We start from the raw sequence: 22,196 nt of genomic DNA, 5'->3' as shown, positions 1-22,196 counted from the left end.
CGTCAGGAGGGGTGGGCCGACCCGACGTGGGCGTGGTCGGCGACATGACTGCGGCAGTAGTGGCCGTCGCACTTGGGACACGTGGCGCGCGCGTCGAGGCGGCAGCCGCCCGACTCGCAGTCGCCGTACTCGGATGTCGGCCCGTACTTCGGGGCCGGATAGGTCGGCGAGGATCGTGCAGCAGAGGAAGGCATCGACAGCGACGCTACGCCCCGTGCCTCGTCCCACGGACGGTCGTGGGTGTCGGGGCACACCCGGGCGGGAGGAGAAGTGTCCCGCGCAGGCTGCCTCGTGCGGTCCGGGTGGCGACCGTGACCCAGGCCAGGACGAGCCCGGCGAAGACGACGACGGCGCCGTACCGGAACAGGTCGGCCCCCGTGTGCAGGGCCAGCCCGCTGGTGGCCGTCACGCATGTGCCGACGGGGAACGTGAAGGACCACCAGGTGAGCGAGAACGGCATCCCGGCCCGCGCGGTGCGCACCGTGACCGCACCGGCTACGCCCGCCCAGAGCAGGGCGAAGCCCCACACGGGAACTCCGTAGACGACGCCGAACGCCTGCAGGGCCGTCGAGTACGGGCGGGGCAGGGCCTGCGCGGCGACCCCACCGAGCAGGTTGGCGGCGGTGACGGACTGTCCCAGCGGTCCGAGCACGATCCACAGGGTCGGCACCATCCGCGGCTCGTCCACACCGTGCACGGCGAGCCGGTGCCAGATGAGAGTGATGACGACGAGCGAGGCGATCAGGGCCAACCCGAACATCGCGTAACACGCCATCAGGAGCGTGAGGCGGGCCTGGCCGGCGGGGGCGTGGGGGATGAGCAGGGCACCGGTGGAGGCCGACACCATCGGGGGCACGACCGGCATCAGCCAGCCGCCGAAGGCACTGCGCGCGGTGACGCCGTCGTGGCGGGTGAACTGCAGGTAGGGCACGACCGCCGCCGCGGCCAGCCCGAGGACGGTTCCGGCGAACCACAACACCCAGTCGACGTCGACGGCGACCCGCAGCCCCAGCACGTCCTTGCCGAGCAGCAGCGAGCCGGCCCCGACGGTGAGCAGGGCCATGGGGGGAACTCCGTAGAAGTGCGCCATCACTGGGTCGAGGTGGTGGCTGCGTGCCCGGGCCGGGTGGGTGACCCAGTGCGCGACCGTGGCCGCGGTGAGCGCGACGAGCAGTACCGCGGCGGCGGCCCAACCCACGGTGCCCAAGGTGCGCAGCCCCGTGAACTGGACGGGCAGCCCGGCGGCCGCGACCCCGACGATGCAGGTGCCCATGACCGCGGCGAACCAGTTCGGCGTGATGTTGGCGAACACCTGACGGGGTGAGTCGAGCTCGCGCAGCAGACCGAGGCGCGCGAGCGCGTGCGTTGCTGTTGCCGGTGCGACAGGTGGCGGGGTCACGGCGAGGGTGTCATCGAGGCTCGCGGTCATGACCTCACCCTGGGCGTGCCGGCCGACGTTCGGTAGCCCGCCTCGCCTTGTGGGGGCACAAGAAATGCTTGTGCCCGGGTAGCATGCCGCCATGAGCCCGGGACCCCGCATGCCTGACCTGGCCGCGTTCGAGGTCCTCACCGCCGTGTCGCGCAGCGGAAGCTTGAGCGGCGCCGCCCAGGCCGTCGGCACGACGCAGCAGGCGGTCTCGGCGCGGATCGCGGCCATGGAGGCCCAGACCGGCGTCCGGCTGGTGACCCGGTCCCCGCGGGGGTCGGAGCTGACCCCGTCCGGTGCGCTCGTCGTGCAGTGGGCCGACCGGTTGCTCCAGGTCGCGCACGAGGTGGAGACGGGACTGTCCTCGCTGCGGGAGAGCACGCGTCGTCGGGTCAGGGTCAGCGCCAGCCTGACCATCGCCGAACAGCTGCTGCCGGGATGGTTGGTGTCGCTGCGGGAGGCAGCCGAGCATCGGGGTGAGGACCCCATCGAGATCGTGCTGACCGCTGCCAACACCGACCACGTCGTGGAACAGGTCCGCGCCGGCGACGCAGACCTGGGCTTCGTCGAGGGACCACGGGTCCCCGGCGGTCTGGGTAGCCGGGTCGTCGCCCACGACGAGCTCCTCCTTGTCGTCCGCCCGGACCATCCCTGGAGCCGCCGTCGCAGGCCGATCGCCGTGGCCGAGCTCGCGGCGACCTCCCTGGTGACCCGCGAACCGGGCTCGGGGACCCGTGACTTCCTGGAGGCTGCGTTGCGGGCCGAACTGGGCGACGGGCACGCCCTGGCCCGCCCGGCGTTCGAGATGTCGACCGCCGCGAGCGTGCGCGCCACGGTGCTCGCCGGCGCCGCGCCCGCCGTGCTCAGCGGTCTCGCCGTGGCCGACGATGTCGCCGCCGGCCGGTTGCGCGTGGTCGCGATCGCCGACCTGGATCTGCGTCGCGACCTGCGCGCGATCTGGGACGGTGGCAGGACACCCCCGGCGGGAGCCGTCCGGGACGTGCTCACCCACATCAGGGCAGTGACGCGTGCCTGACATCGGAGACATCGCATGACGACAGTTCCCGTACCGGCCGCACTCGATGCCGTCCTGTTCGACATGAACTGGCCGTAGGGGGCGAAGGAGGGTTACCCAGAGTCGCAGCGCCCGTTTCTCGGGCCAAACCTCAAGGTTGGCCGCTAACTAGGGTGACCGACAGCTAGGAGTGTCATGTACCGGAGGTGTACCCCGCCAAGATCAACATGATGACTCGACATTGGTACCTGCAGAGCCGACTATCAGCCGCATGCCGTACTGGACCAAGGCCGACCTGGTTTACGAACGCAGCAAGCGCCTGATGACGACTGATGAAGTCGCCTACGAGCTATGTGTCGAACGTTCGACGCTCTACACCTGGCGCCAGAAAGGTGTCGGACCCGAAAGCTACAAATACCGCGGGGGCAGACGTGTGGTCTACAAGCGCGCTGCCGTAGACGCGTGGCTGGCAGGTCGCGAGCTGACCGACGACGAACGAAAGGAAGTGGTTCCGAACTTCGCCAAGACGGCCCCGGCCGGAGTTGCACCTCCGGACCGAGGCCTTGACCGAACCCACCTGCACATACAGGAGGAACGACCCATGAAAGACCGTACCGACGTGCCTGCCGGCTCCCCGGCTGCAGGCGCACCAATCGAGTTTCCAACATCCGACCAGGGGATGCACCCGTTCCCCGAGCATTGCCCTAAGTGGTGCGACCGCGACCAGCACCTGCAGTTCGCTGAGGAGAGCGAGGGCTTGTACACGGCCGACGAAATCAGTGCGCACTACCGTCACGGCGGTAACCACAGCCTCGCCGAGCTCCGGAACGGCGTGTCCCACGAGATCGAGCGAGACGGCCGTGGAACCTGGACGCTCACGACCCGGCAGCACCTTCGGGAACCGTGGCGTGGGCACGCGGGGATGGCTTCGCCGCCTCTGGTGGAGCTGTTCGTCACTGACCCCGGGTTGGGCAGCGGGTACCGGGCGACGCTCAACCTGACGACGGGTGAGGCGCGGGTGCTGGCGGCGCAGATTGTGGCGCTGTGCGATCGGGTGGACCTCCCATGACGGCCGCTAGCAGCTCCGATGCACCGGCATGCCCGTCGTGGTGCACCGTAATTCACAGCCCGGTCGTGGGCGGGTGGGACGTTGAGGCCGGCGCCGAGTTGTTCAAGCGCTGCCGTTTCGAGTTGCCCGTCATCGAGATCGAAGATGCTTCGAATGAGTTGGCAGTCGTTGTCGACCGTTGGGCAGACCTTGAGCAGCCCAACGGCGGCGAGCAGCAGTACCAGAGGCATGTTCAGCACGCCACGGTGGAGCTGAACGGCATGCATCTGAAGCCGGACGAGGCCAAACTGCTCGCGGCCTGGCTGAAGGAGGCTGCACAGCTCGCAGTCTCCTGACGTCACCAATTGATGACACGCTGCCCCGGCTGGACCCAACCAGCTGGGGCAGCGTTATGTCACCGCCATGATGCGATCCCCTGAACCGGTAGGTGTCCTTGAGGCGTTGCTCGTCGAGCTCCGGACGTTGAATATGAACCTGGAACGTCTTGGCCCGTCCCGTGTCCCACCTCCGCAGCAGCGGCGCGGGGACCTCGCCACCCGCATCTGGTTCTCCACCCGCCAGGCAGCTGAGTACGCCGGCTGCAACCCGCAGACCGTCGCCGAGGCGTGCCGCGTCGGGACGCTCGCCGCTGGGCAGCCGTTCGGCGGCGCTGGCGGCCGGTGGCGCATCCACCGCGACGCGCTCGACGCATGGATCAGCTCCACTTGACTCGCGGGCTTCCCGCACTCGACCTACGCTCTCGCGCATGAACCCAGTGGCGCAGTGGTACATCGATCCTGCCGATCCGACAAAGGAGCGCTACTGGAACGGGTCGAGGTGGCAGGACGGCTCAGTCAGGGATATCACGCCCGGCGCCTTGTCATTCGGCGAGGCCAGCATCGGCGCCCCCTCAACGGGGCGCGTGGCGCAGCCCTCCGAGCCAGCCAGGCTCTGGCTGGTCGCCGCCGCGTTCATCTGGCTCGTAGCACTCCTTGCCGTGATTGGAACGGTCATCGCGTTCTACAAGCTCCATCAGCACCGCGCCGGTATCGACTGCGACGACTACGGTTGCGGCGGGTTTACCTACAACTACCGGGACGCGTCTTACGGCGTTCTCGCCGGCGGCTTGGTGCAAGCGCTGGTGCTTGCGGTCGTCGCTTCACTGTGCCAAGCGATGGACAAGGTCAGAGCTGCCGGTCAGCTGACCCGCTGAAGTTGCGAGCCGCTGATCTCGATCTAGGCTCCGCAAGTGGCCAACAGATACGAGGAAACGCTGGCGCTGCGCGGCGCCAGACGTTTGCACCGTTCAGCGAGCGTGCTGGTGAGCGTGCTGACCGCCATATTCGTCGTGATCGGCATCGTCGGCATTGCACTCATCGCCGCGGGCGTCGCCGATCAGAGCAACAGAGTCGAATATCTGACGGCGGGTATTGCGGCGCTCGTTGGCCCCATCCTTAGCTCTCTCCCCGTCATTGTCTTCGGACACTGGGCTCAGGCTTACGCCCTGGATCTGCAGGTCCGCATGACCAGAACGGATGAGGATGAGGAGTTCGAGGACGATCCATCACCCCGGCGTCGACCCGGCACGCTACGTGCCACCCGTCGCCCCTAGGTCGACTGCAGACCCCGCGGCGTCTTGTTGCGCCAGCCTGCCCCGGTGACCATCTCGAGACCGGGTGGCAGCGGTAGCGGTCCGTCTGCCCAGCGGCCGACGTACCAGGCTGGGCGTGGTGGCCCGTGCCAGGTGCGGGGTTCGTTGGGCAGCTCGAGGCGGTTGACGTCGCCGCCGTGCACCCAGTTCGGCTTGGTCAGAGCGTGCGCCGGCACCCAGGCCGCGACCTCGAGCTCGTCGTCCTGGTCTACGAGGCGGACGCGCATCGCAACGCAGCCGTACCAGCCGGTGGTGTGGTGGCCCCAGGCGAGCAAGAACCCAGAGCCGGGCGGCTGGTGAAGGTGGACCGCCAGCGCCATCCCACGATTAGAACACACGCACTAATACACGGGGTTGGTGCACAGGTGTGGATTACGAGGCTGCCCAGATGATCAGTCCCACCACTCCGACAGCAAGCCCAAGCCAGACAACCGGCTGCGCTCCCCGCGATACCCGACGGTTGAAGTCGGCCAGTCCCGGAAAGCGGCTCGAGTTGGTCGCGCTGTCAGACCCCATGCGCAAGACGGCCGACAGACTGACGAACGCGATCAGTCCGCCCACCATTGCGGTGATAGGACCGACACCCTGCACAGCGGCCATCAGCCGTCGCCGAAATCAGCCGTGGGCCCGTACTGGCCTGCGGGCGGCCCGTCCTCGCTGCCGTAGGCCTCGCTCTGCTGGTCCGCTTCAGCCGGCGTCTCGGCCGGTCGGGCGTCATCCCCATCAGGTCCAGGTTGCTGCGGCTCAGACACGCCAACGTCTGTACCCGGCTCGGCCAGGTTCACACCACGGCCCGCTCAATCTGAGCGCGCAGCGCCTGGTGGTCGATACCGCGCCGCTTCGCCTGCGGGCCCCGCAGTACACGCTGCAGGTCGGCCCGCAGGTACAGGTAGACGCGGCCGTTCGGGTGCCGGGTGTTCGGCAGCAGCCCCTCGTCCCGCCACGTCTGCACCGTCATCCGCGACCGGCCGGCGAACGCCATCGCCTCGGCCATCGTCAGCCATTCCCGCTCGCCCACCGGCAGCTCGAGCACGGCCAGCGGGTGCGGTCGCCAGCCGGCCGGGTGCCGATCCGGTGGGATGCCGACCACGAGTGCGGGGCGGCCGTCGCCGAGCCGGGCCCGGGCCGCGGCCACCCGCTTCGCCACGGTTTGCTGGTTGATGCCGAGCGCTGCTGCGATCTCGACCCGAGTCCAGCCGGCCTCGACGATGGCCAGCATCAGTACTCCGGTCGCGGCGACCGCCCGCCGCCGTCGGTCCAGCCCGTCGGCCAGCAGCTCAAGACCCTGGGCACGGTGCAGCTGATCCACGACGTCCGGTGGCAGCGAGCGCACGACGTGATGGTGGCACGACAAGCCAGGACGAAGTCGGACGTGTAGCGTCCAGCAAACTAGTGACGGGAGAGTTGGGCGTGGTGAGGAAGCATCGGCACACCCACGAGGCGGCAATGCGGATTCGTCGGTGACGGGCCCAGGAACGACACCGGCTAGCCGTCCGCCCTCGCATCTGTACTACGTGCGCACATGGGCTGCCGCAGGGTTGGGGGGCGCCAGCGATACGCAGCAAGTAGAAGTAACTGCCTTCGCGAAGGTGGCGACGGCAGCTCAACCTTACGTCGTGGTCAACGAGTTGGTTGCCGCTCGTCTGGGTGCTGTACTGGGCTTGCCGGTCCCACCAGGAGCGGTGGTTCCGGCGGCAGGCGGGGCTGCATCTTGGATGACGATGAGCTTCCTGCCAAACCCCGGGATGCTTCCGATGATCAATCCGGGTGACGCCTACGCCGCTCACCCCTCGCTTTGCGCCGGCGTTGCCGTATTCGACCTGCTCATCGCGAACAGAGATCGCCACGCCGGCAACTTGGCTCTCACAACCGGCCCTGTACTGCACGTGGGTGGGCCAGCCGACGCGTCTCGGCTCGAGGTATTTGATCACTCGCACGCTCTGGCATACGCGACCAAGACCAACGTCCCGGTCTATCTAACGGAGATACAGGGCAGTTTCGTAATTTCCGGCGCGGAGCCCGCAGCTCCTGGTGCTCGTTGTGCTGTACTCGACAGCTTGACGTCCGTGTCAGACGTATGGGCTTGGTGTTCAAGGGTTCAATCGATGTTGACCGACGAGGTCATCGATGAGATCTGCATGGAGGCGGGCATGCTCACATCCGACTTCGACGCGGCCGCCGCGAAGGCCTTGAGAGTCTTCCTCAAACATCGTCGGGACAGCCTCAAGCCCCTTATTCTTGCGAATAAGGTAGAGTTCAAGGGCATACCAGATACTGATTGGCCCGCGACGTCATGACCAGTTCCGTGCAGATCTACCTTATTCAGCACGCTGGTGACTGGCGTCGGCGTGAGCCGCGCAATGTCGGCGTTATAGCCACTGATGGTGACGTATCTGAACTTCGGATCGTAGATCCAACGGTGACCCGCGGCCCGCAGAACGCTGTACTGGCTTACACAGACGACACCTTCGTACAATGGCATTCTTACTGGACGAAGACGTTTGAACAGGCCAAGGGCACTGATGCGATTGATTGCGTGATTGCGAATCAAAAGCAGACTTACCCAATCGTGGCGATAGGTGAGTTCTTTGGCGAGAATCACCGCCCTATAGCTGCGCTTGCGGATCAATACTTTCAAGAACTGGTCTTGCCTCCCGCTGCGGGGCAGCCTACTGAGGGGCGGCCTCTTGACCGTGTCTTGAAAGACTCCGGACTGGCGCAATCTCCACATTTGCGTCGCGGATTTCAGGTCCCGGCGGTTCGGCTTTCTGCTGCTGTGCCAATTACTTTCCCGATCGCATGGGAGAACGGTCGTACTTCGGTAGTGCAGACGATTCTGCGCGGATCTGGTGACGACACAGTTCAAGGGTCTCTGTGGAAATTTGACCATATTCCAGATGACTTCGGCCGAGTCGCAGTGGTCGACCGATACATTTACAACCGGGCCCAGCCTCTGGTCAAGCTACTGCGGTCGACTGCAGATGTTGTCAATCTCGAGGACCCGGCGGCTGGCAGCGCGCTGCGGAAAGCCCTAGGTGCTAAATAGGTCTTCCGTTTCTACCAGTCCGCGGGAGGGCTGACGATCGCGCCATCGCTGCTCGGCGTTCTACGGTTCCTATCGTGGGCGCATGGCCCGGCACCCGACGATGCGCACAGCGGACGGGCGCTGGACGGTCGAGGTGCTCACCACGCGGGGCGGGCAGGCGTTCCGGGTGAAGCGCCTCGACCAGATCCCCGCGTCAGGATCCGGGCTGCCGACGCACGGCACACTGGTGCGCACCATCGGTGAGGTCCGGGAGCTGCTGGGCGACTCGTTCGCCACACTTGCTGAGGAGCGTGGGCAGCGCTTCGAGGGCGGCCGGTGACCTCTGAAGGGCTGGCGCTGGTGCTGCTAGTGGCCGGCGTCGGTCTAATCGTGTGGTGGTGGCTCGACCGACGACGCTAACGCACGTAACCAAGTCCCGGGATGTGTCGTTAGTCCGAATTGAGGCGGCGCTGCACCGGACAGGACCCGGCGCAACGCCGCTTCGCACTGTCTACCCAGGCGGGAGTGGCCAGAGCCAGGTGCCTCGTGTCGGCTTTGAGCTGAGCCCTACCAGGCCTCGTCGTGGGTCTGGTTCCATCGGTCGAACTGGTAGCCGGTCAGCATGGCGCTTGGGGCTCCGCGTGCGTGCTGCCAATTGAGGTAGGCGTCCAGCAAGCGCAGATACCCCTCGGTTTTGCTATCACCGCCCACGAAATTTTCGACGAGGCGTTCCCCGCCGTAGACGGCCATCGGATCTTGGCCAATCAAGGCATCTGCGACCGCCGTAGCGAGTCCGTCTGAGTCGCGGTACGACCAGTCGAAATACGGCGCGATGTATCGCGGATAGGTGTCCGCGTCCTGCCTATGGTTCATCTCGATTTCGCCGAATTCCCGCATCAGCTGCACGAAGTTTGTCGGCAGCCGACGGCCTGAACTGCGGTTACTGGACGGCGGCGGGAGGTGCGGGTTCAGTTCGAACTGACGCTTGCGTCCAAAGAGGGCCACCGGCTCCTATCGCAGGTCGATATGTGCGACAGACTGTAGCCGGTGGCACCGAGGTGCTGGATAGCGAACGCCGGGCGGGAGCTCGTATCCCCCGATGACGGTCCGCCGCCCGGCGACGCAACGGCAGGGTGACCCGCGCTAGTGATCGACTAACGCAGGTCTCACATCTGGCTCAGCGGACGCCTGCGGCGAACGCGAGGGCGAACTGTTCAAGCAGTTCCGAGCCGAGGTCCAGAGCTGCCGCGTACTCCGGGAACGTCGACGCAGCCAGCGAGACCTGAAACGCCTCGAGCGAATCTAGGTAGGGGCGGCGGACGGCCGGCGTCGGAGGGTCCTCGTCACCTCGAAGGGCAGCCACTGCAGCTCGCAGACGGGTCTTCGCCTGTTCGGCCGCAGGCTGCCACTCGGCGGCGTGGCCTTTCTCCCGAACCTCGTCGCCGGCCCAGCCAGCCTCAACCGCGACCTGCTCCATCGCCGCCTGCAGCTCGTCGAGGTGCGATTCGACGCGGGTGTGCCACTGCAGGAGCAGCTGTTTAGGGCTAGGCATCAAGGGTCCTCTCGTCGGTCATCAGCGGCGTCCGTGGTTCTTGACAACTGCTAGCTTCTTCAGCGCTTGAGCGATGGCGTGCTGGTTACCACTGGCCTGAGCCTCGGCTAGCGCGATGATCGCGGCCATCAGCTGGGAGATGTCTCGCGACTGGTTCTCCACGATGTGCGTGAGCTGCGGCACGGTCTGGTTGAACTTGTCCAGCACCGCCTGCGACGACGCCGACGCCACCGAACCGGTGAACCTGGCATACGCCTGCCCAGCCTGAGCGAACGCCCCCGGCGAACCTTTCGACAGGGCCTGCAGGGTGGCGGTCTGACCGAGCGGAGCCAACGCGTTGATCAACGCCAGCTCCTGCTTGTTTTTCCCAGCCCGCTTCCGCAAACCCGCCAGCTCAGACTGGTACGCCAGGTTCGTCCCGGTCGCGCCCTTGGCCCCGGTGATGAAGTCGCCGGTGGACCCGAACGACCCAAGATCGAACGCGCCGGACAGAGTGCCGGAGATGCCGGACTGGTAGTCCTTCATCGACGCCAGGCGAGTCTGGTTCGAGATCAACCCGGTCTGCTGCTTCTCGACCCCGGCGGCTTCCTTCCGGATCCGCGCCAAAGCCCCGTCCGACCCGCCAGCCTTGTCTAGGTCGGAGAGCATCGTCGCCACCGCAGTCTTCGTGTCCGCGACCGTCCCCAGCAGCGCCTTACGCAACGCGTTCGCGTCCGACCCGTTGATCTTCACCCGCAGATTCGCGAGCTGCTTCGCGGTCGTCTTACCGATCCGCCCCTGCGCGTTCTGCGCGGCACGCAGCGACGCGTACTGCTGACCGTCAAAGATCCACACCTTCTGCCGCTTGCCCTTGGCGTTCTTGGTGTAGCCGGTCGTGATGTCACCCGGGTCAGCGCTGACCGCCAACTTCCCGGACTTCAGCTGCTTGTAGATGGCTGCTGCAGCGTTCATGCGCTGGCTGCGAGCATCTCCTGACGAACGCTCGTAATGAGCGTCGACGTAGGCGGCAGCGGCACGAGCCGACGTGGCATGCCGAAGCACGTTCAGCGTGTTGTCGTACTTCCCGCCCGATAACTCGCGCTTGATCATCGCCAGCTCGGCCTTCTGGGACGTCGGAGAGACACCCATGCGTCGGGCCAGCGCCTGCAACGCAGTCCAGCGGGATCCTTCCCACTGCTGGAACCCGTGGGCGCCTTCCTTCGGGTTGTACGCCTTCGTCGAGAACGTACCGCCGGTTTCGATCTGACTGTTGCCCGCGAAGCCTGCCGCGCCAGCCAGGGTCGCGCCCATCGAGCGCAGCAACGCAATGATGGCCGACTTGTTAGCAGTGCCAGACGCAAAGCCCGGGATTTTGATGCCGAGACGGCCAGCAATCCCAACGGACTGTTGGTTGCTGAACACGTGCACCTTCGAGCCGCGCTTCTGCACCAACTCAGGACGCGAACCGGCGCCCCCCTCACCGACCCACGACAACCCTTCGGGCATGCCGCCGCCTGTAGCGCGGCCCTCGAGCTGGGCCTGCTTGTCGGCCTGCACGTTGAAATGGAAGGTGCCTGACGGGATCTTCGCGAGCAGCGCGTTCAGGCGAGCTGTGGCCTGCGAGGTACTCACGTTGACGTTGTGCGGCCTCGCCAAGTTGCTCAGCGAGCCCAAGGCCTTGATGGCGTTGCGGTCCATCCCGGCGATGGTCCCGCTAGCGCCCGAGGCCGCAGCCTTCGTGCCGGCCAGCCCGTTCACTGCATCGTGACCGGCCTGACCCATCGAGTTGAGCTTGCCGACGGTGCCGCCAGCGGTGCCTGTCAGCTTCCCCAGACCAGCGTCGATGTTCGTCGCGGCAGTCTTCGCGGACTTCAGCTGACCAGACACCCCGACCAGACCGTTAGCCAGCTTTCCGGCAGCGTTGGACGCGTCCGTCTGAGCCTTGGTGAGCGGCTTGTGGGCTGCGGTCGCGGCGTAGGCCGACAGGGTCGCGCTGGCCATCGCACGCTGCACCGTTGTCAACGCGGTGGTGTTGCCTTCAGCTGCCAGGGTCAGGGTGCGCTGGGAAATCCCCAGCTTGAGGCCGGCGGTGTACAGCCCGTTCTGTTGCAGCGAGTTGGCCACCAGTGTCTGCGTGTTCTTGCCTACGGCGTCGTTGTCGTCCTGCATGGCCTGCGTTAGGCCCTGAATCTTCGGGATCTGCTTGTACGCCGAGTCGCCCGCCGAGAGGAATTGCGTGGCGAGCGTCGACAGGCCACCAGCGAGACCGCCGACCACGGCCCCCAGCGCGCCGCCACCGGACCCGAAACCAGTGGCGGCACCTGCCGCTGCGGAGCCGAGGACGCCCAGCGCCTGCTTGGCGCCGCTGGCGTTCGCGGTCAGCGTGCCGATCGCGACGCCGAGGGCAGCACCGCCGACTGCGCTGGACACGCCTCGCATGGCCGTGCCGACTCGTGCTGCCGTCGTCTCGGTCGCCCCGGCGACGGTCGCAAGCCGCGTCCCCACCCCGCCGACAAAGGTTCCAATGCCTCGGCCGACCAGGGCAAGGCGGCTGCCGAGGGTCAGCACAGGCCCAAGAGCTGCGACGAGGCCGGCCGACCACAGCAGCACCTTCTTCTGGGTGCCGGACAGGTGGTCGAACCACGACACTGCGCTACTCAGGCTGCTGACCATCTTCGACAGGCTGGGGATAAGGGCGGTGCCGATCTCGACCCCGAGGACCTGCAGCGACGCCTTGGCTTTGTCCAGCTTGACCGACAGTGTTCCCTGCGTCTTCGACCAGCCGAGCACGTCCGCACCCGACTTGCGAGCGGCAGCGCCGATCTCGTCGGTGGTCTTTTTGAAGTAGCCCGCCGATTCGCCACCGAGGGACAGAGCGGTACGCAGACCTTCGGCGCCGCCGAGCATCTTCTGTAGCTGCGTCGCCGCGGTCGAGACGGTCGAGTTACCGGACTTCAGCTGGTTCGAGAACCCCTGACTCGACTTGTACAGCGCCAAGAACTGCAGCGCCGACGCGCCAGCCTGACCGCCAAGGGATTTCGCGTAAGCCTGATAGTCCTTGATCGAGACGTTGCCGTCGCGCAGCCCCTTGGACTGTTTGGCCAGCGTGCCTTCGAACGTGCCGGCCATGGTGTTCAACGATTTGGTGGCCAGCTGGGCCTGTTTGAACGCTGACACCACGACTAGGCCGCCCTTGGACGACTTGGCCAGCGCACCCTCGACGATATCGAGGGTGCCGCTGATGCCGCGCTTGCCGAGGTTCTTCTGCAGGTCGACGGTGTTGATGCCGAGTTGCTGCATGGCCTGCGATGCGACGTTGTTCTGGCCGGCGAGGTTGCGCAGCAGGTTCGCGAGGTCCTGGGTGGCTTCTCGAGCTGACGTGCCGTGCTGGGTCAAGGTGGCGACCGCGCCGCCGACCTGCGCGAACGACACGTGCAACGCCGACGCGATCGGCAGCACCGTCGACAGGGCACCGGCGAAGTCCTGCATCGTGGTCTTCGCCCGACCGGACGCCACGATCAGTTGGTTCTGGTAGCCGACCGCGCCCTTCGCTGAGGCGCCGTAGGACATCATCACCGATGTCAGGGCGTTGGTGGCTGTGCCCATGTCGACGTTTTCGGCCTTCGCGCCCTGAGCAGCCGCCTTGAGCACGAGCAGCTGGTCCGCGGCTGACCACTTCCGGCCGCCGGCCTTCGCCACCGTGTAGATGCCTTCGGACAGGTCGTCGAGGCTGGTCCCCGTTGATTTGGCCATGCCCATGATGCCCTTGGAGATCGCCTGCGTCTTGGCTGCGGTCTCGCCGCCCGCGGTCTGGATGAGGGTCATGGACTTCTGGAACTTGGCTGCCTGGTCCACGCTGACCGCGCCCAGAGCAACCAGGGGCAGCGTGGCACGCTTTGTCAGCACCGAGCCGGCCTTGCCTACCCCGGCCAACGACGCCGACATGCTCTTGGTGGCCTTGCCGGTCGACGCGGCAGCCTTATCGGCAGCGCCCGCCACACGCAGGAACGCGGGCGACGCGCCGTCGCGGGCGGCAAGGTCCCAGACGAGCCCAGCCAGAGCGGCCATCAGCGGTACCCGCCCTGGATCCGGGCGCCGACACGGTTGAGCTCAGCCACGATCAACGGCGTGATTTTCACCGACTGCGCCCGCCACGTGTCGGACCACCAACCCTCGGCCGGGCTGTAGGTCTGGCTGGTCCACTGCCAGTAGCTGCGGTCGTAACCCAGCATCGACGGCACAGGGTGGCGCCACGTGCCGGTATCGGTGCGCTGGGACGCCTTGCCGCGGATCCGGACACCGGCCGTGCGTGCTCCGGACGTGACGGAGACGTTGATCTTCTGGTCGGCCTCGTACTCGTTCAGTCCGCCACGCTTGGGCAGACGATCACGTGCCGCCTGCCGGACTTCAGGAATACCGGTTCGTGCGCCAGCTCGAAGGGCACGGTTCATTTCAAGCTGTAGACCGCGCTGACCCTCAGCTCGAAGCTGAGCAGCGATAGCGGCTAGGCGCTGTGAGGCGTTGGACTGGGTCACGATGCCTCACCAGTCCCGCGGATGATCGTGAGCGAGCGCGATGGGGTAGCTGACGCCAGCACCAAGAGGTGGCGTGCGTCGACCGTTCGCGACCCGGGCACCCTTCTGCGCGGCGGCCCGCAGGTTGCACGGCACACACTCCGGTCCGCGGTAGACCGTCCGGTCGTGGTCGTCGTGTCCGAGGTGCCACGGCTTGCCGGGCGGCAGCCAGTCACCGCAGCGCCAGCAGTAGGCTCGGCCCGCATCGACCTGACGCTGGCCTGCGGCGCGTCGGGCACGATGTTCAGGCGACGCGTATTGCCGGCGACGCTCGACAGCCGCGGGCGTGTCGGCTCGTCGCCGATGCCACCCGCTGGTGTTGCCTCTGCCCACACCACGACCAGCCGTCAGCTCGCGGCCACGCTGGTGGCTGTGGCCAGTCGCTTCTCGACAGCGTCGATCTCGGGCTGGAGCTCCGCCAACCTGCCCTGACCACCAGAAATCATTGCGCGGCCCTCGGCCACGCGTTGGTGTTCGAGGACGACCGACCGCCTCAACGCGTCCGCGTACTTCTCGTCCTTCCGCAGGCAACCGATCGAGCAGTAGTCGCCCACCGCCGATGGGCGGAAGTCGACGGGACACACCCGCAGCTGGGCCGGCGCGGTCTTGTTCATGCGCTCACCTGCTCAGTCGGTTCCGGATTGGACAGCGACTTCTGCACCCAAGCCGAGAAGTCCGTCGCGGCCTGTTCCTGCGCGGTCGGCCCGTCCGGCGCGACGATGGCCTGCAGTTCGGGGTCTGAAACCCGGTCCAGCTCCGCCGGCCGCGACGGGGAGAAGTGCGCGACGTCCATGAACCGCTGCTGCGGATCGTTCAGGTTGGCCTGCAGCTCGCCCAACTGGGTCAGCGCCTGCCCCGTCGAGGGCACCGCGGCCATGTAGTCACGCAACGGCTCGGACCATCCGTTGTCGCTAGCCACCTTCGCAAACGCCTGCGCCATCAGCGTGTCACCCGTCTCGAGCGCCGACGCCAACTTGTACTTCGCCACCGCCGGGTCATCGATGCCCTCGGCACGGGACAGCGCATCGCGATACGACATCGCCTGGATCGGATCGGACGGGACACCGAACGCGGTACGCGTCAGCTCCTTGACCCGCTGCTGCTTGCGCCACGCATCGTCGCCGCTGACCTTCGCCAGAGCATCCCGGTACTCGAGGTACACCGGAGCCATCCGCTCGACCTTGCCCTGCTGACTCAACCGGCCATCCGCACTGATCTGCGCGAACTGGCCCTGGAACCGCTCATGCAACGCCTGCGCCTGCTCTCGTGCACTCGTCATGCTGCCGCCTCCCGATATCTGGCCACGAATTCATCCGCTTCACGACGACCGATGCGCCACCGGCCATCCGCCTCCTGCCGACCATGCAACCGGCCGTCGTTCAGCGCCCGAACCACCGCACGAGTCGTGATGCACAGCCGCCCGGCCACATCACTCGTCGTCACTTCCTCCTGCACGACCAACTCTGAAGCAAGTTCCGGGGTCGGCGCTGGTTTGGTTCCGACCCCGGACGCGGACTCCATGGCGGCCAGCGACAACGCGACCAGACACGCATCAATCAGTGGATCCGTGTTGCGATGACGCGCCGGCAAGTCCCGCAGACCAGCCTCGGTGTATAGCCACGACAGGAACCGTTGCGGAAACACACACACCCGAGCTCCGCGGTCACCATGCAGGTACTGCTCGTGACTTGGCCTCACGACACCACCGCCGCAGCGACACCCCTGGGGGCCCACCCCGCTGCCCACCTCGGGCGATTGACCCGCCAATACGCATCGATATATTCACGCGTTTTTTTCCAAGAATCGGAGAGAGAGACGGCATGACGGGCGGGTCCTGGCCGGCAGAGACGCCTAAGAGGGACCCCCAGGGGTGTCTGATGGCCGATTTCGGTGCGGTGCCCCCGGTTGGCTGCACAAAAAAGCCGAATGGGCGGGTGATCCGTGGTCTGAGCCAGCAGGGTGGGCGCCCAGGGGTCGTCTTCAGGTGACTTGGGGTGGCTCCGCTGGTGTTCGCAGGTCGGGCAGCCGTTGCCCTTGCGGTTCACGGTCTGCTCGGGGTGTTCGGGGCAGCGGTACTCGGGCATCAGGCCACCGCCGGTAGTGAGTCAGCGACGAGAGCGGCTTGTGCTGGTGCTCTTCTGTCGATGCGCCGTTGGGGTTGATCGCTGGTGCGGAGCACACGGACGTTTCGCTCGTGGTCGTGGGTCTTGCGTGTGCGGTCTACTGCCTCGTGCTCACCGAGGTTCGCGCTTCTTTCTTTGAGTTCGCCACCACGTGGCGCGCAACTCGGGGTAGTTGCGCGTACTAGATGGCGCGCAACTCGGTCAGTTGTCTGCCATTCGTGGCGCGCAACTTCGCCCGGGATCTGCACGATGTACCTTGCTCGTCGACCGTGGCCTCCGTGTACTTCGTGACGCAGCCATGCGGGTTCTTCGCACGCTCGTGCCAGGTGTCGGTCGACGGTGCGGAGTGGCAGCCCGGTGGCGTCGGCGAGTTCCTCACGCCAAGCGTGCAGCACACCGTCAGCACTGATGGGCAAGCTCAGCAGCGTGGCTTTGACGGCGCGCATGCCGGACGGAAACGAGGTGGCTTGGACTGCGGTGCGCCACTGCTGGCGCCGGCTCACCACAGCGCTGTCCTGTACTCGACGTGGTGGCCGTCGACTTCAAGCGCTACGAGGAGGTCGTCGATCCGCTTGGCGCTGACGAGGTACACGCCGAGCTGGTGGTTCCACTGCCAAGGGATGTTGTGGCGCTGCAGAACCGGGTGAATGACACGGATGGATCCGCGGACTGCTGCAGTGTGTTTGCCGTAGGACCAGGCGTCGATGGTGTGCGGCCGGGCGCGCCGCTTCGTGGCGGTCACGACGCGTACCTGAGCTGCTGCAGTTCGGCGAAGGTCGGCTGCTTCAGGACCTTGCTGATGGGCTTGACCATCGCGGACCACTGCGCGGCCATGTCGAGCTCGGCCTGCTTGTAGCCCAACTGCCTATTGACCTCACCGATGTAGGCGAGCTCACCGATAGACAGCGTGATCGTGGTGCCGTTCCTCGTCATGCTGCCGCACCGCCTACCCAGACGGTGATAACCGAGCCCCCACGACTTGTCCGGGCCGATGCTCGGTATCCGATCTTCCGGATGACTCCCTCACGGTGCAGCGCCATGAAGATGCCGCCGGTGCCGTTGCCGACGTCGGGCAGCCCGTACTTCTCCTGCAGCGTGTCGGCCGCGATCTCCGAGCCGTCGGCTGCTTCCTTGCGGATGGCCTGCTCCCACCAGTACCTGTTCAAAAACATGGTGGCGTCGGCGGCGACGATCGCGCCGTGGTCGTCGGTCGGTGCCATAATGGTGGTGGTCGTGGCGACCAACTTGGCGGCGCTCTCTTGGCGGGGGGCGCCGCGGTCGTGTCCGGGGCTCATCACGCGGCCTCATTGCCGGTGCCCGGGTACTGCGCGATCCACGCTCGCACCTCGTCGGCGTCATACAGGACCCGGCGGGTGCCGGGCGGTCGGTACCAACGTGGCCCCTTCTCGTGCTCGCGCCACTTCTTCAATGCGGCCACCGACACGCCGCAGTGCGTTGCGGTCTGTTCGGTTGTCATGAACATGGGTCACTCTCCTGTCCGACTAGGTCAATATCGACCTAATCAGCGAAGCACGGCGACCCGGCGACAAGGAAGTACTTGACCTAATCGATCTGGTTGTGCGAACCTAATCGCCATGCGACCGAAGTTTGAGCTAGCGACCGGCAACGCCGGGTGGGTTCGCGCCAGCGATCCGGACACCGGGATGGCTGTCTACCTGCGACTCGTCCGCGACAGCCGGGGGCAGCTGCAGGTCAGGGAGCTGTTCGTGGATGGCAGCGAGAGCGGGCCGATTACGCCCGCGGTTCTCAGTGATGTACCGCTGCGCGAAATTCAGGTGCTGCTGAACGCCCAGGATGCACAGTTTCAGGACGTGTTTGACGTAGAGCTCGGGCTTGCCGCCCCGGTAGGCGGCCCAGCAACCGGCTCGACTCTGAGCGTCCTCGCGTCACATTTCCGCACGCGATTCGGTTCTGCCGCGTCCAAGAACAATTGGTGCGCCGTCGCGCAAACATCACTCGAGAACGGCGACCCGATCGCCAAAAGGAAAACCGGCCCGGCGAAAGATCGTCCTGTCGACTACGTCTTACCGGCCCCGCCCGGGGCTGACGGATTGTCGGACGAGTTCTTAGGCCGAGTGGCACGTGCACATGCGGCAGCGGTCGCCAGGGGCGAAGCACCGAATCAGGCCATCGCCAAGCAGATCGCGACATCGCATCACACGGTTGCTCGGTGGGTCCAGGAAGCACGCAGGCGCGGCGTCATGCCGAAAGCTAGTGCGAAGGGGTCTAAATACTGATGGCTAGCGTTGAGAAGCGAATCCGCAATGGCCGGACGCGTTGGTACGCCCGCTGGCTGGACCCAACTGGCGCACCGCGATCTAGGACGTTTGACCGTAAGCTCGACGCCGAACGCTTTCTGACGACCGTTGAGTCGTCGAAGCTCATCGGCGCCTACGTTGACCCGAAACAGGCTGCACGCTCCTTCGCCGACGTCGCCGAGCAGCACTGGGCAGCGCACGCGCATACTCTTGCCGCAGACACCACGCGGCCGACGAAGCGCACCAGGCTGGACCGGCACATCCTGCCGGTCCTGGGTCATCACCCAGTCGGCGCGATCAGACCTTCGACGATGGCCGCGGCCATTGCGACCTGGTCGCGCACACTGGCGCCGGGCACCGTCGGGCAGACGCTGCGACAGGTGCGGCAAATCCTCGACGCGGCCCTGGCCGACGGGCTGATTGCATCCAATCCGGCCAAAGCGGTCAAGCCGCCGACACCGCCCCGCCGACGTGACGTCCACCTGACCGACGAGGACGTTGCTGCGGTACTCGCGGCGACGCCGGGGGAGTACCGCGCCTTGGTCGTCGCACTGGCCGGGCTCGGACTTCGGATCAGCGAGGCGTGCGGGCTGTTGGTCTCCGACGTCGACTTCATGCGCCGCGTCGTGCGCGTGCGGCAGCAGCGCCGGCCGGACGGCACGCTGGGTCAGCTCAAGACGGAGGCGAGCTCTCGCGAGATCCCGGCCGTCGACCAGGTGCTCGAAGCGCTCGCCGAGCAGACTCGCATGTGGCCGCGCCGGGACGGGCTGCTGTTCTCCACCGCGGCCGGCCGACCGCTCAGCAAGTCGGTGGCCGGTCACCTGTTCGACCGCCTTGAGGTAGCAGCAGGCCTGACGGTGTCGCCGCACTCACTGCGGCACTACTTTGGCGCTTCGCTGATCTCGGGTGGGACGTCGGTGGTCGCCGTCTCCCGTTGGCTGGGTCACTCGTCGCCCGAGATCACCTGGCGTGTGTACTCCTACCTCATGCCCAGCGACGACGAGGTTGGACGAGCTGCGATGACTGAGACCATGCGCCGCCTGGTTCCTGACGTGTACCAGATGTGTACCGACGAGGCGCTCAAGTGACCGAGAGCCCAGTAAATACGGGCGCCCAGCTAAAGGGGGTGCTGTTCGACATGGACGGCACCCTGCTGGACTCGGAGAAGGTGTGGGACGTCGCGCTGGACGACCTCGCGCAGCGCCTGGGCGGACGGCTCTCGACGCAGGCCCGGGTCGCCATGATCGGGTCCAACCTGGCCCGGTCGGTGGGGCTCGTGCACACCGACCTCGGGGTCGCCGCCGATCCTGGCGACAGCTCGGCCTACCTGCTCGACCGTGCCGAGGGGCTGTTCCGGACCAGCCTGGTGTGGAAGCCGGGCGCCCTCGAGCTCTTGATGCACTGCCGCGCGGCCGGCATTGCGACCGCGCTGGTCACCTCGACCGTGCGCCGACTGACCGACATCGCGCTCGACACGATGGGCCGGGAGCTGTTCACGGTCAGCGTCTGCGGTGACGAGACGGCGCACGCAAAACCGGCGCCCGACCCCTACCTGCGCGCGACCGTATTGCTGGGCGTGCCGGCGGGCAACTGCGTGGCCGTCGAGGACTCGCCGACGGGGATCGCGAGCGCGGAGGCCGCGGGCTGTGCCGTCATCGCGGTGCCGAGCGAGACCACCGTCGACCCCGAGCCGGGCACCTGGGTGCGCGATTCGCTGGTGGGCCTCACCGTCGAGGACCTGACCGGGTTCGTGGCGTCGCGCGCATCACGACGGTGAGGGCGGCACCGCGTCGCGGGGATCGGTCAACACGGCGTCCTGCGGGAACGGGGGCGGCGTGCCGCCCCAGGCGGGGCAGTGCGCCTTGAAGTCGCACCAGTCGCACAGCCGGCTCGGGCTCGGCCGGAAGTCGCCGGTCTGCATGGCCCGCTGGATCGCGGCCCAGATCGCCATCAGCGTGCGCTCGAACCGGGTCAGCTCGTCGGCGTCGGGGGCGTAGCTCAACGTGTCCTGGTCGGCGAGGTACATCAGGCGCAGCTGGCGGGGCACGACGCCGCGGGTGCGCCACAGCACCAGCGCGTAGAACTTCATCTGGAACAGCGCCTTGGCCTCGAACGCCTCCCGCGGGGAGGCGCCGGTCTTGTAGTCGACGACGCGCAGGTCACCCGCGCCGGACACGTCGAGGCGGTCGACGATGCCGCGCAGCCGGACGCCGTCGACGATCACCTCGACGCGCTCCTCGCGGGCGGCGGGTTCGAGGCGGGCCGGATCCTCGAGGGCGAAGTAGTTGCCGAGCAGGGTGGCGGCGGACGCCATCCACTCGGCGAACTCGGCACCGTCGGCGTCCGCCTCGAACAGGGTGGCGACGGCGGGCTCGGCCTCGCGCACCTGGGCCCAGGCCTCGGGCAGCATGCTGCGCGCGGCCTCGACCGTCCGTTGGGTCGCCGGCAGGTCGAACAGCGATTCCAACACCGAGTGCACCATGGTGCCGCGGACCGCGGCCCTGGACGGCTGCTCGGGCAACCGGTCGACGCAGCGGTAGCGGTACAGGAGGGGGCAGCTCTTGAAGTCGGCCGCGCGGGACGGGGACAGCGACCCGAGGACCACCGGGGGCAGTGCCCCGCCGTCGATGGGGGAGAGCTGGTCGGTCGCCGGGTCGCTCACCTGAGTCATGTCCCGAAGGCTAGGGGCAGCCTCCGACAGTTCCGGGAGGTCGGGACGCCGGTGTCGTCCCGCCGGTGCGGTCACGGGCTGCCGAAGCGCGACAGCGGCCACACGATGAGGAAGGCCCGGCCGACGATCTTGGACTGCGGGATGGGCCCGAAGTCCCGGCTGTCCTCGGAATCGCAGCGGTTGTCGCCCATGACGAAGTACTCGTCCATCGGCACCCGCCACTGCGACGTGCGGGTGTGCGGGGTCGACGGGGCGGGGCCGCACTTGTCGTTGATGTAGTTCTCGGTCAACCGGGTGCCGTTGACGTACACGATGCCGCGGCGCAGCGAGACGATGTCGCCGGGCAGCCCGATCACCCGCTTCACCAAGGTCTTGTACGGCTCCTTCCAGGTGTCCGGCCGGTCGAACACGACGATGTCGCCCTGGTGCGGGTCGTGGACGCGGTAGGACACCTTGTCGACAAGGATGCGGTCGTTGGTGCCGCCGCCGCCGCGCAACGCGGGCTCCATCGAGGCGGACGGGATGTAGTACGGCGCGACGACGTAGGCGCGCAGCACGACGGTGATCACCGCCACGACGCCCACGATGATGAGCAGCCGGGTGGCGATCCGCAGGCCACGGCTGCCGCGGATCCTGCGCCGGCGCCGCATCGGCTCCTTGGGCTCGGGGTCGTCGTCGCCGGGGTGCGGCTCGGTCGCGGCGATGAACCGGTCGATCGCGGGGTCGCGGTGCTCCTCGTCGGCTGCACTCGGCGATGCGTCCGTCGCCTGCTCGGGTGCGCTCGTGGTCTCGGGTGCGCTCGGGGTCTCGGGTGCGCTCGGGGTCTCGGGTGCGCTCGGGGTCTCGGGTGTGT

Annotated in this window: 29 protein-coding genes; 12 read left to right on the top strand and 17 right to left on the bottom strand. The window is 67.0% G+C overall.

All coding sequences use genetic code 11. The annotated features are described in order from the left end of the window. Positions 1-2 precede the first annotated feature (2 nt). On the bottom strand, positions 3-194 hold the full coding sequence (locus ACFFCA_RS01925; protein ID WP_375481268.1) for a hypothetical protein: 192 nt from the start codon (positions 192-194) through the stop codon (positions 3-5). A gap of 11 nt (positions 195-205) precedes the next feature. Then, the gene (locus tag ACFFCA_RS01920; RefSeq protein ID WP_375481266.1) at positions 206-1,429 is read right to left on the bottom strand and encodes a TDT family transporter; all 1,224 of its coding nucleotides are present in this window, start codon (positions 1,427-1,429) and stop codon (positions 206-208) included. Positions 1,430-1,520: 91 nt separating this feature from the next. On the opposite strand from ACFFCA_RS01920, the gene ACFFCA_RS01915 reads away from it, so the two are divergent. From ACFFCA_RS01915 to ACFFCA_RS01890, 6 genes are all read left to right on the top strand, one after another. Continuing rightward, positions 1,521-2,462, top strand: a complete 942-nt coding sequence (locus ACFFCA_RS01915) for a LysR family transcriptional regulator (RefSeq protein WP_375481264.1) — start codon at positions 1,521-1,523, stop codon at positions 2,460-2,462. A gap of 250 nt (positions 2,463-2,712) precedes the next feature. Next, complete coding sequence (locus ACFFCA_RS01910) at positions 2,713-3,510, top strand: helix-turn-helix transcriptional regulator (protein ID WP_375481262.1); 798 nt, start codon at positions 2,713-2,715, stop codon at positions 3,508-3,510. A gap of 65 nt (positions 3,511-3,575) precedes the next feature. Then, complete coding sequence (locus ACFFCA_RS01905; protein ID WP_375481260.1) at positions 3,576-3,845, top strand: hypothetical protein; 270 nt, start codon at positions 3,576-3,578, stop codon at positions 3,843-3,845. A gap of 133 nt (positions 3,846-3,978) precedes the next feature. Then, positions 3,979-4,218 (top strand): helix-turn-helix domain-containing protein, encoded by a 240-nt coding sequence (locus ACFFCA_RS01900; protein WP_375481258.1) that lies wholly within the window; start codon positions 3,979-3,981, stop codon positions 4,216-4,218. Between the two features lie 37 nt (positions 4,219-4,255). Then, a complete protein-coding gene (locus ACFFCA_RS01895) occupies positions 4,256-4,702 on the top strand; it encodes a DUF2510 domain-containing protein (RefSeq protein ID WP_375481256.1) in 447 nt (148 codons plus the stop codon). A gap of 36 nt (positions 4,703-4,738) precedes the next feature. Then, complete coding sequence (locus ACFFCA_RS01890) at positions 4,739-5,101, top strand: hypothetical protein (protein WP_375481254.1); 363 nt, start codon at positions 4,739-4,741, stop codon at positions 5,099-5,101. Here ACFFCA_RS01890 and ACFFCA_RS01885 read toward each other — a convergent pair. Both ACFFCA_RS01885 and ACFFCA_RS01880 read right to left on the bottom strand, forming a co-directional pair. Beyond that, positions 5,098-5,460 carry a hypothetical protein gene (locus ACFFCA_RS01885; protein WP_375481252.1) on the bottom strand — a complete coding sequence of 121 codons (363 nt, stop codon included), beginning with the start codon at positions 5,458-5,460 and terminating at the stop codon, positions 5,098-5,100. The genes ACFFCA_RS01890 and ACFFCA_RS01885 overlap by 4 nt on opposite strands. A gap of 461 nt (positions 5,461-5,921) precedes the next feature. Then, a complete protein-coding gene (locus tag ACFFCA_RS01880) occupies positions 5,922-6,473 on the bottom strand; it encodes a helix-turn-helix domain-containing protein (RefSeq protein ID WP_375481250.1) in 552 nt (183 codons plus the stop codon). A 283-nt stretch (positions 6,474-6,756) separates the two neighbouring features. Here ACFFCA_RS01880 and ACFFCA_RS01875 point away from each other — a divergent pair, with 283 nt between their 5' ends. The 3 genes from ACFFCA_RS01875 to ACFFCA_RS01865 all read left to right on the top strand — a co-directional run bounded on the left by ACFFCA_RS01875 (position 6,757) and on the right by ACFFCA_RS01865 (position 8,505). Continuing rightward, complete coding sequence (locus tag ACFFCA_RS01875; RefSeq protein ID WP_375481248.1) at positions 6,757-7,437, top strand: hypothetical protein; 681 nt, start codon at positions 6,757-6,759, stop codon at positions 7,435-7,437. Positions 7,438-7,445: 8 nt separating this feature from the next. Continuing rightward, entirely contained in the window at positions 7,446-8,186 is a 741-nt protein-coding gene (locus ACFFCA_RS01870; RefSeq protein WP_375481246.1) for a hypothetical protein, read from the top strand. A gap of 82 nt (positions 8,187-8,268) precedes the next feature. Next, positions 8,269-8,505: a hypothetical protein gene (locus tag ACFFCA_RS01865; protein WP_375481244.1), complete on the top strand. Its 237-nt coding sequence runs from the start codon at positions 8,269-8,271 to the stop codon at positions 8,503-8,505. A gap of 227 nt (positions 8,506-8,732) precedes the next feature. Here the strand turns inward: ACFFCA_RS01865 and ACFFCA_RS01860 are convergent, their stop codons facing one another. From ACFFCA_RS01860 to ACFFCA_RS01810, 11 genes are all read right to left on the bottom strand, one after another. Beyond that, positions 8,733-9,170 carry a hypothetical protein gene (locus ACFFCA_RS01860; RefSeq protein ID WP_375481242.1) on the bottom strand — a complete coding sequence of 146 codons (438 nt, stop codon included), beginning with the start codon at positions 9,168-9,170 and terminating at the stop codon, positions 8,733-8,735. Positions 9,171-9,342: 172 nt separating this feature from the next. After that, positions 9,343-9,717: a hypothetical protein gene (locus tag ACFFCA_RS01855; RefSeq protein WP_375481240.1), complete on the bottom strand. Its 375-nt coding sequence runs from the start codon at positions 9,715-9,717 to the stop codon at positions 9,343-9,345. 21 nt (positions 9,718-9,738) lie between these two features. Continuing rightward, the gene (locus tag ACFFCA_RS01850) at positions 9,739-13,764 is read right to left on the bottom strand and encodes a phage tail tape measure protein (RefSeq protein ID WP_375481238.1); all 4,026 of its coding nucleotides are present in this window, start codon (positions 13,762-13,764) and stop codon (positions 9,739-9,741) included. Continuing rightward, complete coding sequence (locus ACFFCA_RS01845; protein WP_375481236.1) at positions 13,764-14,231, bottom strand: hypothetical protein; 468 nt, start codon at positions 14,229-14,231, stop codon at positions 13,764-13,766. Before ACFFCA_RS01845 ends, ACFFCA_RS01850 begins: the two co-directional genes overlap by 1 nt. A 386-nt stretch (positions 14,232-14,617) precedes the next feature. After that, on the bottom strand, positions 14,618-14,884 hold the full coding sequence (locus tag ACFFCA_RS01840; RefSeq protein ID WP_375481234.1) for a hypothetical protein: 267 nt from the start codon (positions 14,882-14,884) through the stop codon (positions 14,618-14,620). Beyond that, positions 14,881-15,549, bottom strand: a complete 669-nt coding sequence (locus ACFFCA_RS01835) for a hypothetical protein (RefSeq protein ID WP_375481232.1) — start codon at positions 15,547-15,549, stop codon at positions 14,881-14,883. Before ACFFCA_RS01835 ends, ACFFCA_RS01840 begins: the two co-directional genes overlap by 4 nt. Continuing rightward, positions 15,546-15,920 (bottom strand): hypothetical protein, encoded by a 375-nt coding sequence (locus ACFFCA_RS01830; protein ID WP_375481230.1) that lies wholly within the window; start codon positions 15,918-15,920, stop codon positions 15,546-15,548. Before ACFFCA_RS01830 ends, ACFFCA_RS01835 begins: the two co-directional genes overlap by 4 nt. Positions 15,921-16,892: 972 nt before the next feature. Continuing rightward, positions 16,893-17,135: a hypothetical protein gene (locus ACFFCA_RS01825; RefSeq protein ID WP_375481228.1), complete on the bottom strand. Its 243-nt coding sequence runs from the start codon at positions 17,133-17,135 to the stop codon at positions 16,893-16,895. Beyond that, complete coding sequence (locus tag ACFFCA_RS01820; RefSeq protein ID WP_375481226.1) at positions 17,132-17,326, bottom strand: hypothetical protein; 195 nt, start codon at positions 17,324-17,326, stop codon at positions 17,132-17,134. Before ACFFCA_RS01820 ends, ACFFCA_RS01825 begins: the two co-directional genes overlap by 4 nt. After that, positions 17,323-17,691: a hypothetical protein gene (locus ACFFCA_RS01815; RefSeq protein ID WP_375481224.1), complete on the bottom strand. Its 369-nt coding sequence runs from the start codon at positions 17,689-17,691 to the stop codon at positions 17,323-17,325. Before ACFFCA_RS01815 ends, ACFFCA_RS01820 begins: the two co-directional genes overlap by 4 nt. After that, positions 17,688-17,870, bottom strand: coding sequence for a helix-turn-helix transcriptional regulator (locus ACFFCA_RS01810; RefSeq protein ID WP_375481222.1), 183 nt, complete (start codon positions 17,868-17,870; stop codon positions 17,688-17,690). Before ACFFCA_RS01810 ends, ACFFCA_RS01815 begins: the two co-directional genes overlap by 4 nt. A gap of 187 nt (positions 17,871-18,057) precedes the next feature. On the opposite strand from ACFFCA_RS01810, the gene ACFFCA_RS01805 reads away from it, so the two are divergent. From ACFFCA_RS01805 to ACFFCA_RS01795, 3 genes are read left to right on the top strand one after another with little or no spacing between them, the layout of a single operon-like run. Then, positions 18,058-18,651 carry a hypothetical protein gene (locus ACFFCA_RS01805; protein WP_375481220.1) on the top strand — a complete coding sequence of 198 codons (594 nt, stop codon included), beginning with the start codon at positions 18,058-18,060 and terminating at the stop codon, positions 18,649-18,651. Beyond that, complete coding sequence (locus tag ACFFCA_RS01800; protein ID WP_375481218.1) at positions 18,651-19,760, top strand: tyrosine-type recombinase/integrase; 1,110 nt, start codon at positions 18,651-18,653, stop codon at positions 19,758-19,760. Before ACFFCA_RS01805 ends, ACFFCA_RS01800 begins: the two co-directional genes overlap by 1 nt. A 38-nt stretch (positions 19,761-19,798) precedes the next feature. Then, positions 19,799-20,449 carry an HAD family hydrolase gene (locus ACFFCA_RS01795; protein WP_375481523.1) on the top strand — a complete coding sequence of 217 codons (651 nt, stop codon included), beginning with the start codon at positions 19,799-19,801 and terminating at the stop codon, positions 20,447-20,449. Here ACFFCA_RS01795 and ACFFCA_RS01790 read toward each other — a convergent pair. Then, on the bottom strand, positions 20,438-21,343 hold the full coding sequence (locus ACFFCA_RS01790) for a RecB family exonuclease (RefSeq protein WP_375481216.1): 906 nt from the start codon (positions 21,341-21,343) through the stop codon (positions 20,438-20,440). The genes ACFFCA_RS01795 and ACFFCA_RS01790 overlap by 12 nt on opposite strands. A 71-nt stretch (positions 21,344-21,414) precedes the next feature. After that, positions 21,415-22,196, bottom strand: a 782-nt coding sequence (gene lepB / locus ACFFCA_RS01785; protein WP_375481214.1) for a signal peptidase I, incomplete at its 5' end; no start/stop codon positions are given.

The sequence above is a fragment of the uncultured Jatrophihabitans sp. genome, from assembly GCF_964252635.1.
Lineage (GTDB): Bacteria > Actinomycetota > Actinomycetes > Mycobacteriales > Jatrophihabitantaceae > Jatrophihabitans.
The sequence above is the reverse complement of the archived record's forward strand: the minus strand, read 5'-3'. Positions and strand labels throughout refer to the sequence as shown.